The organism is Bacillus sp. FSL M7-0307, assembly GCF_038627835.1.
In the GTDB taxonomy this organism is placed as follows: domain Bacteria; phylum Bacillota; class Bacilli; order Bacillales; family Bacillaceae; genus Bacillus; species Bacillus altitudinis.
This window is the reverse complement of record NZ_CP152023.1, coordinates 111,904-128,866: the sequence shown is the minus strand read 5'-3', so window position 1 is coordinate 128,866 and position 16,963 is coordinate 111,904. Positions and strand designations below refer to the sequence as shown.

Annotated in this window: 19 protein-coding genes and 2 other annotated features; all 19 genes read right to left on the bottom strand. The window is 41.6% G+C overall.

Translation table 11 applies throughout. The features are described from left to right. Positions 1 to 58: 58 nt before the first annotated feature. A complete protein-coding gene (gene rpoB, locus MHI41_RS00690; RefSeq protein WP_039956246.1) occupies positions 59 to 3,640 on the bottom strand; it encodes a DNA-directed RNA polymerase subunit beta in 3,582 nt (1,193 codons plus the stop codon). A gap of 255 nt (positions 3,641 to 3,895) precedes the next feature. Further along, positions 3,896 to 4,501, bottom strand: coding sequence for a class I SAM-dependent methyltransferase (locus tag MHI41_RS00685; protein ID WP_007496296.1), 606 nt, complete (start codon positions 4,499 to 4,501; stop codon positions 3,896 to 3,898). 96 nt (positions 4,502 to 4,597) lie between these two features. Further along, positions 4,598 to 4,963, bottom strand: a complete 366-nt coding sequence (gene rplL, locus MHI41_RS00680; protein ID WP_008345418.1) for a 50S ribosomal protein L7/L12 — start codon at positions 4,961 to 4,963, stop codon at positions 4,598 to 4,600. 42 nt (positions 4,964 to 5,005) lie between these two features. Continuing rightward, on the bottom strand, positions 5,006 to 5,506 hold the full coding sequence (gene rplJ, locus MHI41_RS00675) for a 50S ribosomal protein L10 (protein ID WP_003217048.1): 501 nt from the start codon (positions 5,504 to 5,506) through the stop codon (positions 5,006 to 5,008). Positions 5,507 to 5,575: 69 nt separating this feature from the next. Then, positions 5,576 to 5,716 (bottom strand) — a sequence feature (ribosomal protein L10 leader region). Between the two features lie 46 nt (positions 5,717 to 5,762). Further along, positions 5,763 to 6,461, bottom strand: coding sequence for a 50S ribosomal protein L1 (rplA, locus tag MHI41_RS00670; RefSeq protein ID WP_007496292.1), 699 nt, complete (start codon positions 6,459 to 6,461; stop codon positions 5,763 to 5,765). 99 nt (positions 6,462 to 6,560) lie between these two features. Continuing rightward, a complete protein-coding gene (gene rplK, locus MHI41_RS00665) occupies positions 6,561 to 6,986 on the bottom strand; it encodes a 50S ribosomal protein L11 (protein WP_003216956.1) in 426 nt (141 codons plus the stop codon). 171 nt (positions 6,987 to 7,157) lie between these two features. Next, positions 7,158 to 7,691 (bottom strand): transcription termination/antitermination protein NusG, encoded by a 534-nt coding sequence (gene nusG, locus MHI41_RS00660; RefSeq protein WP_003217197.1) that lies wholly within the window; start codon positions 7,689 to 7,691, stop codon positions 7,158 to 7,160. A gap of 171 nt (positions 7,692 to 7,862) precedes the next feature. Beyond that, positions 7,863 to 8,039 carry a preprotein translocase subunit SecE gene (gene secE, locus MHI41_RS00655; RefSeq protein WP_008345422.1) on the bottom strand — a complete coding sequence of 59 codons (177 nt, stop codon included), beginning with the start codon at positions 8,037 to 8,039 and terminating at the stop codon, positions 7,863 to 7,865. Positions 8,040 to 8,073: 34 nt separating this feature from the next. Next, positions 8,074 to 8,223 (bottom strand): 50S ribosomal protein L33, encoded by a 150-nt coding sequence (gene rpmG, locus MHI41_RS00650; RefSeq protein WP_008356502.1) that lies wholly within the window; start codon positions 8,221 to 8,223, stop codon positions 8,074 to 8,076. 76 nt (positions 8,224 to 8,299) lie between these two features. After that, positions 8,300 to 8,956: an RNA polymerase sporulation sigma factor SigH gene (gene sigH / locus MHI41_RS00645; protein WP_008345424.1), complete on the bottom strand. Its 657-nt coding sequence runs from the start codon at positions 8,954 to 8,956 to the stop codon at positions 8,300 to 8,302. A gap of 63 nt (positions 8,957 to 9,019) precedes the next feature. Further along, entirely contained in the window at positions 9,020 to 9,532 is a 513-nt protein-coding gene (gene rae1, locus MHI41_RS00640; RefSeq protein WP_017366454.1) for a ribosome-dependent mRNA decay endonuclease Rae1/YacP, read from the bottom strand. A 2-nt stretch (positions 9,533 to 9,534) separates the two neighbouring features. Next, on the bottom strand, positions 9,535 to 10,284 hold the full coding sequence (gene rlmB, locus MHI41_RS00635) for a 23S rRNA (guanosine(2251)-2'-O)-methyltransferase RlmB (RefSeq protein WP_017359163.1): 750 nt from the start codon (positions 10,282 to 10,284) through the stop codon (positions 9,535 to 9,537). Then, positions 10,268 to 10,699 (bottom strand): Mini-ribonuclease 3, encoded by a 432-nt coding sequence (locus tag MHI41_RS00630; RefSeq protein ID WP_008345428.1) that lies wholly within the window; start codon positions 10,697 to 10,699, stop codon positions 10,268 to 10,270. The genes rlmB and MHI41_RS00630 overlap by 17 nt, the downstream gene beginning before the upstream one ends. A gap of 3 nt (positions 10,700 to 10,702) precedes the next feature. After that, complete coding sequence (cysS, locus tag MHI41_RS00625; protein WP_007496278.1) at positions 10,703 to 12,103, bottom strand: cysteine--tRNA ligase; 1,401 nt, start codon at positions 12,101 to 12,103, stop codon at positions 10,703 to 10,705. Then, positions 12,100 to 12,753 (bottom strand): serine O-acetyltransferase, encoded by a 654-nt coding sequence (gene cysE / locus MHI41_RS00620; protein ID WP_017366453.1) that lies wholly within the window; start codon positions 12,751 to 12,753, stop codon positions 12,100 to 12,102. Before cysE ends, cysS begins: the two co-directional genes overlap by 4 nt. Positions 12,754 to 12,834: 81 nt before the next feature. Then, positions 12,835 to 13,064 (bottom strand) — a binding site (T-box leader). Further along, entirely contained in the window at positions 13,065 to 14,516 is a 1,452-nt protein-coding gene (gltX, locus tag MHI41_RS00615) for a glutamate--tRNA ligase (RefSeq protein ID WP_007496275.1), read from the bottom strand. 94 nt (positions 14,517 to 14,610) lie between these two features. After that, complete coding sequence (ispF, locus tag MHI41_RS00610; RefSeq protein WP_007496273.1) at positions 14,611 to 15,087, bottom strand: 2-C-methyl-D-erythritol 2,4-cyclodiphosphate synthase; 477 nt, start codon at positions 15,085 to 15,087, stop codon at positions 14,611 to 14,613. A gap of 3 nt (positions 15,088 to 15,090) precedes the next feature. Beyond that, positions 15,091 to 15,780: a 2-C-methyl-D-erythritol 4-phosphate cytidylyltransferase gene (gene ispD, locus MHI41_RS00605; RefSeq protein WP_008345432.1), complete on the bottom strand. Its 690-nt coding sequence runs from the start codon at positions 15,778 to 15,780 to the stop codon at positions 15,091 to 15,093. A gap of 13 nt (positions 15,781 to 15,793) precedes the next feature. Beyond that, entirely contained in the window at positions 15,794 to 16,894 is a 1,101-nt protein-coding gene (locus MHI41_RS00600; RefSeq protein WP_003217214.1) for a PIN/TRAM domain-containing protein, read from the bottom strand. Positions 16,895 to 16,963: the final 69 nt, after the last annotated feature.

The window sequence follows — 16,963 nt, the reverse complement described above, 5'->3', positions numbered from 1 at the left end:
GCCTACCTCCCTTTTAATCTTCGGGTTATACCCTAGTCACTTGCTCTAATCGTTTCTGCTATTCTTTTGTGACTGTGTCACGTTCAAGATCGACAGGTGCGAGGTCTGCAGCATCTTCGTCATTAGATAACGCTAATCCGTCTGCTTTCTTCGTTTCCTCATCGTCTTCTAAATCTCTCATTTCTATCTCTTCTTCATCGCCAGATAGAATTTTCACATCCATACCTAAACTTTGAAGTTCTTTAATTAATACTTTGAATGATTCAGGGACACCTGGTTCAGGTACGTTATCCCCTTTGACGATCGCTTCGTATGTTTTCACACGACCCACAACGTCATCCGATTTTACAGTTAAGATTTCTTGAAGTGTATATGCTGCACCGTAAGCTTCAAGTGCCCATACTTCCATCTCTCCGAAACGCTGTCCACCAAACTGTGCTTTACCGCCCAGTGGCTGCTGCGTAACAAGTGAGTATGGTCCAGTTGAACGTGCGTGAAGTTTATCGTCAACCATGTGAGCCAGTTTGATCATATACATGATTCCAACAGATACACGGTTGTCGAATGGTTCACCAGTTCGACCATCATAAAGGACTGTTTTCGCATCACGGGACATACCTGCTTCTTCAAGCGTTTCCCAAACATCTTCCTCACGAGCACCATCAAATACTGGTGACGCAATGTGGATGCCTAGGTAACGTGCAGCCATACCCATATGAAGCTCAAGTACCTGACCGATATTCATACGAGATGGTACCCCTAGAGGGTTTAACATGATATCAATCGGTGTTCCGTCTGGAAGATACGGCATATCTTCTTCTGGAAGGATTTTAGAGATAACCCCTTTGTTACCATGTCGTCCGGCCATTTTGTCACCTTCAGAAATTTTACGCTTCTGAACGATGTATACGCGGACTAACTGGTTAACACCTGGTGGTAATTCATCTCCATCTTCACGGTTAAAGACTTTGACATCGTGGATGATTCCGCCGCCGCCGTGTGGTACACGTAGAGACGTATCACGTACTTCACGAGCCTTTTCACCGAAAATTGCATGTAATAGACGTTCTTCAGCTGTTAGTTCTGTTACACCTTTAGGCGTTACTTTCCCGACAAGAAGGTCTCCGTCTTTTACTTCTGCACCAATACGGATGATTCCGCGCTCGTCAAGGTTGCGTAAAGCATCCTCCCCAACGTTTGGAATATCACGCGTAATTTCTTCTGGTCCAAGCTTTGTATCACGAGCTTCTGATTCATATTCTTCAATATGAATAGAAGTGTAGACGTCATCTTTTACAAGGCGCTCACTCATAATGATCGCATCCTCATAGTTGTAACCGTCCCAAGTCATGAAGCCGACCATGACGTTACGTCCTAGAGCCAATTCACCTTTTTCCATAGAAGGACCGTCTGCAAGAATTTCTCCTTTGACGACTTCATCTCCAACACTTACAATTGGGCGCTGGTTGTAGCAAGTCCCTTGGTTAGAGCGGACAAATTTCAGCAAGCTGTATTTGTCTAGGTTTCCTTTGACTTGTTGCCCGTCAACGTCTTCATAACGGCGAACCCAAATATTCTTCGCTTCAACACGTTCTACAACACCTGGGTAACGGCAGATCACAGCAGCACCAGAGTCTTTACCTGATACATACTCCATACCTGTACCAACAATCGGTGATTCCGGCTGCATCAAAGGCACAGCCTGACGTTGCATGTTTGCTCCCATTAGAGCACGGTTAGAGTCATCGTTTTCTAAGAATGGGATACATGCTGTCGCCGCAGAAACAACCTGCTTTGGCGAAACATCCATGTAGTCAACGCGGTTTCGAGGAACAACTGTGTTTTCCCCTCTAAAACGAGCAATGATATTATCATCGATAAACGAACCATCTTCACCTAATATAGCGTTCGCTTGTGCTACAACGTAGTTATCCTCTTCATCAGCCGTTAAGTAATCGATTCTCGGCGTCACTTTACCTGTTTCAGGGTCAACCCGGCGGTAAGGTGTTTCAATAAAGCCGAAGCGATTCACTTTTGCAAATGAAGATAGAGAGTTGATCAAACCAATGTTTGGACCCTCTGGTGTTTCAATCGGACACATACGACCATAGTGAGAATAGTGAACATCACGAACTTCCATTCCTGCACGCTCACGTGTCAAACCACCCGGTCCAAGCGCTGATAGACGACGTTTGTGTGTCAATTCAGCAAGAGGGTTTGTTTGATCCATGAACTGAGAAAGCTGAGAGCTACCAAAGAACTCTTTAATAGAAGCGATCACAGGACGGATGTTGATCAGCTGCTGAGGTGTGATCGTATTCGTGTCTTGAATCGACATTCTTTCACGAACAACACGCTCCATTCTGCTTAAACCAATACGGAATTGGTTTTGCAGAAGTTCACCTACAGAACGCAGACGACGGTTACCAAGGTGATCGATATCATCTGTGTCACCTACTCCATGAAGCAGGTTAAAGAAGTAACTGATTGAAGCAATGATGTCAGAAGGCGTGATGTTCTTCACAGCTTCCTCTACATATGCATTACCAATCACGTTGATCACTTGCTCGCCTTCTTGATCAGTTGGTGCATAAATCTTGATAGATTGAAGTTCTACTTCATCCTCTACTACGCCACCGTTTGGATAAAGCTTTCTAAATCCGATGCCGTTTTCTAAGTATGGAAGAACTTTATCAAGCACTCTTCTATCTAAAATTTGACCTTTTTCTGCTAGTATTTCACCTGTTTCAGGATCAACTAGCGTTTCAGCCAATTTTTGATTGAATAGTCTATTTTTAATATGAAGCTTCTTATTAATCTTGTAGCGTCCAACATTTGCTAAGTCATATCTCTTCGGATCAAAGAAGCGAGAGTCTAGCAAGCTTTTCGCATTTTCAACAGTTGGCGGCTCTCCGGGACGAAGACGCTCGTAGATTTCGAGAAGTGCTTTATCGGCATTCTCTGTATTGTCTTTTTCCAACGTGTTGCGTAAGTATTCATTCTCGCCAATGAGGTCAAGAATCTCTTGATCAGAGCTGAAGCCGAGAGCACGCAAAAGAACCGTAACCGGCAACTTACGTGTGCGATCGATGCGTACATAGACTACATCCTTCGCATCAGTTTCGTATTCTAACCATGCGCCACGGTTTGGAATGACAGTCGCAGTAAAACCTTTTTTACCGTTTTTGTCTACTTTACCACTGAAATATACACTTGGAGAACGTACTAACTGAGAAACGATTACACGTTCCGCACCATTAATGATAAAAGTACCTGTGTCTGTCATGATTGGGAAATCACCCATAAACACATCTTGGTCTTTTACTTCTCCAGTTTCTTTGTTAATTAAACGAACTTTTACTCTTAGTGGAGCAGAGTAAGTTACATCACGTTCTTTTGATTCTGCTACAGGATACTTAGGATCCCCTAGGCTGTAATCAATGAATTCAAGAGAAAGGTTACCAGTAAAATCCTCAATTGGGGATATATCTTGAAACATCTCTCTAAGACCCTCATCAAGAAACCACTGATAAGAAGAGGTTTGAATTTCAATGAGATTTGGTAATTCTAACACTTCGCTTATGCGTGCGTAGCTTCTGCGCTGGCGGTGTCGTCCATACTGAACTAGTTGACCTGTCAACTGATTCACCCCTCAAATCATGCGTATTATATGTGTAAAAAGTATTTCTGTCTTTCAAATGTCAGTAAAGAAATACTTTTACAAGACAAAAGAAAAAAGGGTTTCTAAAATAAGAAAACCACATCCAAAAACAAATACCGATTTTATTAGTTTTCCCAAGTATGCATAATTTATACAAAATAGTTGTTTTTTAAGCCTATCAAGCAAAATATACACATTGGCATTTTATAATGTTAACACAGCTAGGAAACTGCGTCAAACTTTTTTAGCTTTGATAATATAGTAGCCCTTTTTTTTCATAACGACCGTCACTTCTCCAAAAAGCTGCTCTAATTTCTCAATCGCAGATGGTCCACCTTGTTTTTTCTGAATAACCACCCACAACTCACCTTCCGGCAATAAATGATCAGCACTTTTTTCAAAGATCGCATGTACTACTTTCTTCCCTGCCCGTATTGGGGGATTGGTCAGTATAGAGGCAAAAGCAGCTGATGAATGAACATTCGAGAACAAATCACTTTGATAGATGCGGACATTATCAATGCGATTATGCTTAGCGTTTTCCTTTGAAAGTTCGACTGCTCTTTCGTTCACATCAATCATATGAATGGTGCGGCCTGTCATTTCGTTTGCTAACGATAAGCCGATCGGTCCATAACCGCAACCGACATCTAAGACGTCGCCATCCAAGTCAGGTTCTTCAAAAGCTTCAATTAAAAGCCTCGAACCATAGTCGACTTCTTTCTTAGAAAACACTCCACTGTCACTTGTAAAAGTAAAGCTACGGTTTCTCAAGGTGAAGTCCCATGTCTGTTTATTGCTTTTCACTGATGGCTTTTCCGTATAATAGTGGTCACTCATGGTGAATGGACCTCCTCTGGATTCAATCGTTTCAGGAGATAAGAAAAGAAAAAGCCCGCCAGTAAAAGCGAGCTTTCCCAAAAGATTAGGCGAAGATTACTTAACTTCTACAGAAGCGCCAACTTCTTCAAGCTTAGCTTTAAGTTCTTCAGCTTCTTCTTTAGCAATACCTTCTTTAAGTGGTTTTGGAGTGTTGTCAACAAGTTCTTTAGCTTCTTTCAAGCCAAGACCAGTGATTTCACGAACCACTTTGATAACTTTGATTTTTTGGTCTCCAGCACCAGCAAGTACTAGATCAAAATCAGTTTTTTCTTCAGCAGCAGCACCGCCACCAGCAGCTACAGCTACAGGAGCAGCAGCAGTTACGCCAAATTCTTCTTCGATTGCTTTTACTAAGTCGTTTAACTCAAGTACAGTTGCTTCTTTAACTGAAGCAATGATTTCTTCGATATTTAAAGCCATTTGTAATTCCTCCATTTTAAGTTTTTTTACGTCAAGTACGCATTAAGCGCCTTGTTCTTCTTTTTGATCTGCAACTGCTTTAGTAGCAAGAGCAAGGTTACGAACTGGAGCTTGAAGAACGCTAAGCAACATAGAAAGTAAGCCTTCGCGAGACGGAAGTTCCGCAAGAGCCTTCACTTCTTCTACAGTCGCTACGTTTCCTTCGATAACACCAGCTTTGATTTCTAAAGCTTCGTGGCTTTTCGCAAATTCGTTGATGATTTTCGCAGGTGCGATAACATCTTCGTTACTGAATGCGATAGCGTTTGGACCTGTTAAGAAATCGTTTAAACCCGTTAGTTCAACTTGTTCAACTGCACGGCGAGTCAAAGTATTTTTGTAAACTTTGAATTCTACGCCAGCATCACGAAGCTGTTTACGAAGTTCAGTCACTTCAGAAACTGAAAGACCGCGGTAATCTACGATTACAGTAGACATACTGTCTTTAAATTTAGAAGTAATTTCATCAACGACAACTTTTTTAGTATCGATTGCATTGCTCATGGTTACACCTCCTGTACATTCTTTGTGTAACACTTATACCGATCAGGTCATCACGTTCCTAACGAACGGTTCTCCATATAAAAAGCCTCCATTAAGACATGGAGGCTGTATATACAAGCATACGTTAACGTAAGACTGTGACATATACACCTCGGCGGGTTAATTAAGCCATAAGGCCCCTGCTGTCTACGGTATAAATGATTATTCTATTTTACAACATTTTGATATTATCAAAACGGTTGTGACAAGTCAAGAATTATTTTGCAGAGAAAGAAGATGGGTCCACTTTCACGCCAGGGCCCATAGTAGATGTAACAGAAACGTTTTTCACGTATACACCTTTAGCCGCTGCAGGTTTTGCTTTAAGGATTGTGTCATAGATTGTTGCAAAGTTCTCAACAAGCTTTTCGTCCTCGAAAGAAACCTTTCCGATTGGCGCGTGGATGTTACCAGCTTTATCAACGCGGTATTCTACTTTACCAGCTTTGATTTCATTGATTGCTTTTTCAACTTCGAAAGTTACAGTTCCTGTTTTAGGGTTTGGCATAAGACCTTTTGGTCCAAGTACACGACCGATCTTACCAACTTCACCCATCATGTCAGGTGTCGCAACGATTACATCGAATTCGAACCAGCCTTGTTGGATTTTAGTGATGTAATCAGAATCTCCAACGTAGTCTGCTCCAGCAGCTTCTGCTTCTTTTGCTTTTTCGCCTTTAGCGAACACAAGAACGCGTTGAGTTTTACCAGTTCCGTTAGGAAGTACAACTGCACCGCGGATTTGTTGATCGTTTTTACGAGGGTCTACGCCCAAACGAAAAGCAACTTCTACAGTCGCATCAAATTTCGCTGTATTTGCTTTTTTTGTAAGAGAAACAGCTTCAGCTACATCATACGCTTTAGTACGTTCGATTAGCTTAGCAGCTTCTACATACTTTTTACCTTTTTTAGCCATTATAAAAATCCTCCTTATGTGGTTTTAGCGGAATAACCTCCCACGAATAAGGGTTGCGAACTTGTCAAAACCAAACTCGCAACCCAACAAGACAAAAAATTAATCTTCGATGACAATACCCATACTGCGTGCAGTACCTTCAACCATGCGCATAGCCGATTCAACGCTAGCAGCGTTTAAGTCAGGCATTTTTGTTTCCGCGATTTCGCGTACTTTATCACGCTTAACAGTTGCCACTTTATTACGGTTAGGTTCACCAGAACCAGACTCAATACCAGCTGCTTTTTTAAGTAATACTGCAGCAGGTGGAGTTTTAGTAATAAATGTAAATGAACGGTCTTCAAAAACCGAAATTTCAACAGGAATGATAAGACCAGCTTGGTCAGCTGTACGAGCGTTAAACTCCTTACAGAATCCCATGATATTAACACCGGCTTGACCTAGTGCAGGTCCAACTGGTGGAGCTGGGTTAGCTTTTCCAGCAGGAATTTGCAATTTAACAACTTTTACTACTTTTTTAGCCACGAGACACACCTCCTTAAAGTCCGTGATGTGGTAATAGGGGAATCCCCCTCCCACTCAACAACTTCATTCTTTATATGAATGACGAAATAACTAGCTAGCGATCTTGAGCGAACTCAAGACGTACCTTTGCTATATTACCACTTCTATACACTCATTTCAAGCTCTTTTAAATTACAATTTATCGATCTGTGTGAACTCAAGTTCCACAGGAGTTTCTCTACCAAACATATTAACGAATACTTTGACTTTGCTTTTATCATAATCAATCTCTTCGATAGAGCCTGTGAAGTTAGCAAATGGTCCATCGATGACCTTGACTGTTTCTTTTAGTTCAAAGTCGATTTCTGTCTTGCGCTCTTCAAGTCCCATTCTCTTCAGAATGGTTTCCGCTTCGCCAGGTAATAACGCTGTCGGCTTAGAGCCTGATCCAGCTGATCCAACGAATCCTGTCACACCTGGTGTATTACGAACGACATACCAAGAATCGTCAGTCATGACGATTTCTACTAGCACATATCCAGGGAATACTTTCTTTTTCACTACTTTTTTCTTACCGTTTTTAATGTCCGTTTCTTCTTCTTCTGGTACAACAACGCGGAAAATTTTATCCTGCATGCCCATTGATTCAACACGCTTTTCCAAGTTCGCTTTCACTTTGTTCTCATAGCCAGAGTACGTATGCACAACATACCAATTCTTTTCCATTTTCGTTCAGGACTATTTAGTCCTTCCCTCCCCACATTTCGTAATGTCTATTTGACGAATCTCGAGTACCGGTAAATATTTTCAAGCAATTGAAAAAACCCGTAAAACGGGTTTTTTGGCAAGTCATATTATGATCTATTATAGCACGTTCAGCAGACCATTATTCAAGTATTAATGAATTAATTCGATTAATTGTGAGATTCCTATATCAAGAAAAGAGAAAAAGATGGCAAAAAATACGACTGTTAAAATAACAGTGATCGTGTAGCGGACCATTTCGTTTTTCTTTGGCCAGCTGACCTTTTTCATTTCTTTCCCGACACTTTTTAAGAAACTGATAATACGCATGTAAAAGACCTCCACAGATTAAAGAACGCAAATCCTACTTCGTTTCTAAATGTGTTTTATGTGAATTACAAGTCTTGCAATATTTCTTAACTTCTAATCTTTCAGCTGCTGAAGCAACACTTTTCATTGTCGTATAATTGCGGCTTCCGCAGTCTTTACAGGCTAGAGTAATCTTTTTCCTCATATTTACACCTATTTTCTCGACATCATTTCCTTAGTACCTTATCACAGTGGCGAAAAAGCTGTCAATATAGGTTTGATTAGAGACTGATCTCGCGCAGCTCTAAATATTTCTCTAATTTTCTCTTTACTCTTTGGAGTGCGTTATCAATTGATTTCACATGACGGTTTAAATCTTCAGAAATCTCCTGATAGGACCTGCCATCAAGATAAAGCACAAGTACCTTTCTTTCCAGCTCGCTTAGTAATTCACCCATTTTCATTTCAATATCATCAAATTCTTCTTTGCTAATGATTAAATCTTCTGGGTTAAGCGCTTTAGCACCGGAAATGACGTCCAATAATGTTCTGTCCGATTCTTCATCGTATATCGGCTTGTCTAATGATACATAGGAATTTAACGGGATATGTTTTTGGCGAGTAGCTGTTTTAATTGCGGTGATAATTTGGCGGGTAATACATAATTCTGCAAAAGCCTTAAATGAAGTAAGCTTGTCCTCTCTGAAATCGCGGATAGACTTATAAAGTCCGATCATCCCCTCTTGGACAATGTCCTCTCGATCCGCTCCAATCAAGAAATAAGATCTTGCTTTCGCACGTACAAAATTGCGGTATTTCGTTATTAAATAATCTAGCGCATCACTATCTCCGACATGAACCCTTTCAATGACTTGTTCATCTTCCAACTGGCAAAATTGCTCTCTGATGGACTTACCCTTGCTGTTGTTTAGATTCACTTCGATCCCCCCGACCGCACCTAGATAGAAATATTATACAATAATGGTTGAAATATCGTCAAGCTATTCCAAGTTTCCCCGCCGCCATTTTTCAAACGTTTTCAATACATCTTCTGACAATTCAATTTTGGATGCTGGTTTATCAGAAGTAATCTTTTTGACACGTGTTTCAATCTTTCGTTCAATCACTTCTATCTCTCTTAAGAGCTCTCGTGCTGACTTACGAAGTGCACCCTGTCCAAAAATCGCCCATTGTTCTGTATAATCAGAGGTCGCCACATGAATTTGCGTCCGAATGTTATTCAAGTCTTGTGCCAGTTTTTCAATCCGCTCATCAGCCGTTTCATTTTCTCTTGTAAAGATGACCTCTACTCGGTGGTTTGTCCGCTTCTTTTCGATTCCTTTGACCATATGGGCATCGAATACGACAATGACTCGATACCCTGTATATGCTTGATATTCTGCTAAATTTTGAATCAGCACGTCTCTGGCTTCTTCAAAGCTGTTTTCTTTTAAGTGCTGCAAACGAGGCCATGCACCTATCATGTTGTATCCATCGACTAAGAGGATGTCCATCTCTATTCTCCTAACGGATAACGTTTTCGATACACTTCATACATCAATAGACTAGCGGCAACTGATGCATTTAATGAAGTGACCTTTCCGGCCATTGGCAATTTAATCAAGAAATCACATTTTTCCTTAATCAATCGGCCAATTCCTTTTCCTTCACTGCCGATGACAAGAGCGAGAGGCATCGTGCCGTCAAATTGTCTGTAGTCCTGCTTCGCAGATGCATCTGTTCCTGCGACCCAGATTCCTCTTTCTTTCATTTCATCAAGAGCTCTGGAAAGATTGGTTACTTTTGCGACCGGGATATGTTCAATGGCTCCAGTAGATGCTTTCGCAACAGTTGTCGTCAAGCCTACCGCTCGTCGTTTTGGAATGACAATTCCATGTGCACCAACAGCATCGGCCGTACGCATGATCGACCCTAAATTGTGCGGATCTTCAATTTCATCTAAGATGATGAAAAATGGTTGTTCATTCCGCTTTTCAGCAATTTGATACAGATCGTCCAATTCTGCATATTCATATGCTGCTACTTGTGCAACGATTCCCTGGTGCTGACCTGTTACCATCTGATCAAGCTTTTTCCTCGGAACATACTGAATGGTGATATTTTGCTTTTTCGCGAGTTCAATGACCTGCTGGGCTTGTCCTTTTACAGTGTTTTCTGCCATCCAGAGCTTGTATAACTCCCGATCTGACTTCAGTGTTTCAATCACTGCATTTTTCCCAATCACATAATCATGTTGCTGACTCATTTGTCTTCCTCCCTGACGTTCCGATTTCAATCGCCTGACTAATCAACTCTTCTAAGCGTTCGTCCTGCTTCTCGATAAATAAATAACCCATGAGCGCTTCAAACGCTGTACTATAACGATACGTTTGAACGTCTGTGTTTTTAGGCACTGTGCCTGATTTTGCATTTCTTCCTCTTTTCAGCACCGCTTCTTCCGCTTCTGTGAAAAAGCCCTTCTGCTGAAGCTCAAATAAAATAGCGGCCTGAGATTTAGCTGAAACGATCTTACTTGCACGTTTATGAAGCTCATTTGGTTTGGTCGCCCCCGTTTGGAGGAGGTGATGCCTCACGTATACTTCAAAAATGGCATCACCCATATAAGCAAGCGCAAGTCCGTTCAACTGTTTTCCGTCTTTCAGCTTTTCAAAATTCAACATGACCTATTCTCCTCTTTTCCAGCGCGTACCTTGAGGAGTGTCCTCCAATACAATATTCATGCTCTTTAGCTGATCACGAATTTGATCAGACAATGCGAAGTCACGATTCCTTCTAGCTTCATTCCGCTTCTCAATTAATGCTTCTACCTCTTCGTCAAGCGTGTGCTTTTCTGCTAGTGAGAAGCCGAGGACGGATGTGATTTCTTGGAACAAGCCAATAAATGCCTTGATCACTTCCTCGGAAGTATGATCATTTTCCATATAGTAATTCGCTTGTTTCGCTAGTTCAAATAAAACAGAGATGGCATTTGCCGTATTGAAGTCATCATTCATTTCAGAAATAAATGTCGCTCGCTGCTCTTCAATCTTTGTCAGCCATTCAGTGTTATCCTCTGTTAAATTGGTACTGCTCTCAAGGCGATGATGTAGATTTGAATAAGATGTTTTGAGTCTGTTAAATGCACTCTTTGTACTTTCCAATAAGTCAATGGAGTAATTGATTGGATGACGATAGTGAACCGACAGCATAAAGAAACGAAGCACATCTGGATCTTGTTCTTTAATAATGTCATGTACGAGCACAAAGTTCCCAAGTGATTTTGACATTTTTTCATTCTCAATATTAATATACCCGTTATGCATCCAATACTTCGCAAAAGGTTTTCCTGTCAAAGCCTCAGATTGAGCAATCTCATTCTCGTGATGAGGGAACGTTAAATCCTGTCCGCCAGCATGAATGTCAATCGTATCGCCTAAATACTTTTTGACCATCGCAGAACACTCAATGTGCCAGCCTGGACGCCCTTCGCCCCACGGGCTATCCCAAGAAATCTCCTGATCCTTTGCGGCCTTCCATAATGCAAAGTCGAGTGCATCCCTTTTCTTTTCACCTACACGAATACGGGCACCTGTCTTTAATTCATCAATCGATTGGTGAGACAGTTTTCCGTAGCCTTCAAATGAGCGTGTGCTGTAATACACGTCACCATCTGCTTCATAGGCGTAGCCTTTTTCAATCAATGTGGCGATAAACGCAATGATATCATCCATATTTTCTGTCACTCGCGGGTGAAGGTCTGCTTTTTTGCAGCCTAATGCACTGACGTCCTCAAAGTATGCTTGGATAAATCGATCAGCAATCGTTGGGACATCCTCGCCTAATTCATTTGCTGCTTTGATGAGTTTATCATCCACATCAGTAAAGTTGGATACGAAATTCACATCATAGCCGCTATATTCTAAATACTTACGTACCGTGTCATATACAATGGCCGGTCTTGCATTCCCGATGTGAATGTAGTTATACACGGTTGGTCCGCATACATACATTTTGACCTTTCCTGGTTCAAGCGGGACAAACTCTTCCTTCTTACGTGTCAATGTATTATAAATATTGATTGTCATGATTGTTCTTCCTTTCTGCTCAATGAAGCCAGCTCACGTTTTAGCTTTTCCATTTCTCGCTCCAATTCTTTGAAACGATCAGAAACTGGATCTGGCAAATCTTGATGATTGAGATCACGATTGATTTTCTTTCCATTTTGAACGACCACTCGCCCAGGTATACCTACAACAGTAGAATGGTCTGGTACGTCTTTTAACACAACAGACCCCGCACCAATCTTGGACCCTTTTCCTACGGTAATAGAACCGAGCACCTTAGCACCAGTCGCAATCAGCGCATCGTCCAAAATAGTTGGATGCCGCTTTCCCTTTTCTTTCCCTGTTCCCCCTAATGTCACGCCTTGGAAAACAGTGACGTTATCGCCAATTTCACATGTTTCCCCAATCACGACGCCCATGCCGTGATCAATAAAGAACCGCCGGCCGATGGTTGCTGCTGGGTGAATCTCAACCCCTGTGAAAAACCGGCTGACCTGAGAAATGATCCGCGCAAGAAAATACAGCTTACGCTTGTAAAATGCATGCGCAACACGATGAGCCCAAATCGCATGAAGCCCTGAATAGGTTAGCACTACTTCAAGATAGCTTCTAGCAGCAGGATCTTGATCAAACACAGTATCAATATCTTCTTTCAGCATTTTGAAAAACACATGCTCCCCCCGTTCTTCCCCATCAATCTCTCTTAGGACTTGCTCTCTTTTTTGGACAAATAAAAAACGCCTCTGCCATATGACAGAGACGTTTTGAAAACGCGGTTCCACTCTGTTTAGAAAGCCCTCATTTCGCAGCCTTCTCAACTTCATCCCATAACGGAGGGTACCGCCCTTGCATACTAACATACGTGTTCCTCAAGGGTCTTGAGGGTGCATTTCCAACGTCTGCCCATAAGTCTCTTTCAGCCGGTGAAGACTCTTTCTGTGATGGACGATAACATTGTACTTCTCCCTCGCAACGATTTTCCTTATATTTGTTTAATGCGGTTTAATACCGTCTCTTTACCTAGTAGTTCAATACTTTGCGGAAGCTCTGGGCCATGCGTTTGTCCAGTGACAGCCACACGAATTGGCATGAATAGTTTCTTACCTTTATGCCCTGTTTCTTTTTGTACCGCTTTAATGGCAGCTTTGATTTCATCAGGTGTGAAAGACTCAAGACGTTCAAGCTGACCTGCAAACGAAGCCATCACTTCTGGTACTTGCTCTTCTGCAAGAACTTCCTTTGCCTCTTGATTATACTCAATTTGTTCCTTAAAGAACAACTCTGTTAACTCAACAATTTCTGCTCCGTAGCTCAATTGCTCGTGGTATAGAGAAATGAGTTTGCGCACCCACGTGTTTTCTTCTTCTGTCAGCTGCTCGCTTACCTTGCCTGCCTTTTGAAGATGTGGAAGTGTAAGTGCCACAACTTGATCAAGATCAAGTGCTTTTACGTATTGGTTATTCACCCATTTTAGTTTATGCATATCGAAGAGAGCTGGTGACTTAGAAAGTCGATTGACATCGAAAATATCGATGAACTGCTCTTTTGTAAATAGTTCCTCTTCGCCAACTGGAGACCATCCAAGTAGTGCAATGAAGTTAAACAAAGCTTCTGGTAAATAGCCCAAGTTCTTATACTGTTCGATGAACTGGATAATTGATTCATCACGCTTGCTTAATTTCTTGCGGTTCTCGTTTACAATCAGCGTCATATGTCCGAACAGCGGAACATCCCAGCCAAATGCATTGAAGACCATAATTTGTTTAGGTGTATTCGAGATGTGATCCTCACCACGAAGAATGTGAGTCATTTTCATCAAATGATCATCCACCGCTACAGCGAAGTTATACGTTGGCGTACCATCTTTCTTCACAATAACAAAGTCACCGATGCCGTCTGTTTCAAATGAAATCTCGCCTTTGACCATATCGTCAAATTTGATGATTTCTCCTTTAGGCACTCGGAAGCGGATGCTTGGCTCTCTTCCTTCAGCAATCAGCTTGTCCTCTTCTTCTTTTGATAAATGACTGCATTTACCAGAGTATCGAGGCATTTCACTGCGGGCAATTTGTGCTTCACGCTCTTCTTCTAGTTCTTCAGCCGTACAATAGCACTTATACGCCAAGTCTTTCTCTAGCAGCTCGTCATAATATTTTTTGTAAATATCATTACGCTCTGATTGTCTGTAAGGACCGTAGCCGCCATCTTTATCAATGCTCTCATCCCAATCAATTCCGAGCCACTGCAAATGACGAAGCTGACTTTCTTCTCCGCCTTCTACATTACGCTTTTGATCCGTATCCTCGATTCGAATAATAAATTTGCCGCCTTGGCTGCGTGCGAACAAATAGTTGAAAAGAGCCGTTCTAGCATTCCCAATATGTAAATGACCAGTTGGACTCGGTGCATAACGAACACGCACTTCATTTCCCATGAGTTTAACTTCCTTTCATCTGCATCATGTTGTCTGACACCAATTTTTTATAAACGTATTTTATCATCAAAACCCATTCTCATCAAAACGGATTTTACTTTTTCTGAAGAAGCACTGTCGCCTGAGAGGCAATTCCTTCGCCTCTTCCTGTAAATCCAAGTTTCTCTGTCGTTGTTGCTTTGACATTCACCTGTGTGACATCTGCCTCAAGAGCTTCTGCGATTTTCTCACACATTGGCTGAATGTATGGTGCCATCTTTGGTTTTTGCGCCATGATGGTGCAATCGATATTTACCAGTGTATAGCCTTTTTCTTTTACAAGCGCCCACACGTGCTGAAGTAATTTAAAAGAGTCTGCATCTTTAAACTCCGGATCCGTGTCTGGGAAATGTCTGCCGATATCTCCTTCTGCAATCGCACCTAGGCAAGCATCCGCCACAGTATGAAGCAGTACATCCGCATCTGAATGCCCAAGTAGACCCTTTTCATAAGGGATCGTCACACCGCCAATAATAAGAGGTCTTCCCTCTGTTAATTGATGCACATCAAAACCTTGTCCTATTCTAAACATGTTCTAGTACCCTCTTTCCGCATCCATAATTGCCTTGGCAACCAATAAATCATCCGGTGTTGTCAGTTTAATATTGGTATAGTCTCCTTGGACAATATACACACTCTCACCGTGTAATTGTTCCACAAGACTGGCGTCATCTGTTCCAAGAAAGCCTGTCCGCTCCGCATGTTCATGCGCTTCTTTTAAAATAGAATGACGAAAAGCTTGTGGGGTCTGGACTGCCCACAAGCTCTGACGTTCAATGGTTTGTTCCACTTTGCCTTCTTGAACGCGTTTGATTGTGTCTTTCACTGGTACCGCTACGACTGCGGAGCCTTTTTCAATCGCTGCTTTAACGAGCAAGTCAATCTGTGTATGCTTAATAAAAGGCCTTGCGCCATCATGAACAAGCACGATGTCCGCATCTTGCACAGCCTTCAATCCTTCGTATACACTTTGCTGCCGTTCTTCACCGCCAGTGACAAGTGAAACAGGCGTTTGAAAAGCGTGTACCTTCAGTAGCCTTTCAAAGTCACGACGCTCTTCTTCATTGATCGCTAAGATCATGCGTCTGCATTGTGAATGAGCGTCAAACACCTTCAGTGTGTGGATGATGACCGGCATTCTTTTCAATTCAATAAAAAGTTTATTGCGGCCGGCCTTCATTCGCTTCCCCTGCCCCGCAGCCGGAATAACTACTTCATAATACATGTTCGTTCTCCCTTTAGAGCGCCTTCTCCAGAAGTTTTGGCTTCGCAAAAATCATTCTTCCAGCAGCAGTTTGCAGCACACTCGTGACGAGCACATCAATGTCTTTTCCAATATAATTGCGTCCTTCTTCGACCACAATCATCGTACCGTCATCTAAGTAAGCAACACCTTGGTTATGCTCTTTCCCGTCTTTGATGACCTGTACCTTCATTTCTTCCCCAGGCAGTACAACCGGTTTGACTGCATTGGCTAGATCATTAATGTTTAACACTGCTACTTTTTGAAGTTCGCATACTTTATTTAAATTAAAATCATTTGTCACAACAACACCTGAAGTTAACTTAGCGAGTTTCACAAGCTTGCTGTCAACCTCTTGAATATCTTCAAAGTCACCTTCGTAAATTTCAACTTTAATATCCAGTTCTTTTTGGATACGATTTAAAATATCAAGACCTCTTCGGCCTCTATTTCTCTTTAATACATCAGAAGAGTCTGCAATATGCTGTAATTCCTCGAGTACAAATTGAGGAATGACCATCACACCTTCTAGGAATCCAGTTTGACAAATGTCTGCGATTCTTCCATCAATGATAACACTTGTGTCTAAAATTTTCAGCTTTTTATCTTCTATTTCAGGTTCATCATCAGCTGCTCCTTTTTTCTTTGTGACCTTTGCAGATCGGGAGAACAGCCCCATCATTTCATCCTTCTTCTTAAACCCTACCTGAAATCCAAGGTATCCTAAAAAGAAAGCCAGGAAAATCGGAATAATGGTACCAAAAATATGATATGGGATATTGTTTAGCGGGATCACGTTTACAATAAGATATGCTAGAATAAGTCCAAATACTAAACCGAAACTTCCAGATATAAGATCAGGAAGAGGCGCCTTCAATAGAGAATCCTCGATCCATTTCACCCAATTAACCACATAGCCTGTGCACCATTTACCAATGATAAAGAACACAGCGGCTCCTATTAGTGCTGAAGAGTAAGCATTTGTTATGAAAGGTATGTCCTTCACATTTAACAGCAGAAATAACTCTGGAATGATAAAAATCCCTACAACTGCACCGAAAATGATAAAAAACGCCTGAACGATTCTTTTTAACATACCTTCACCTCCTTTATTTTTCATCTGTCAATCCACCTTCATCTGACATTGATATATGCTTAAGTTTCC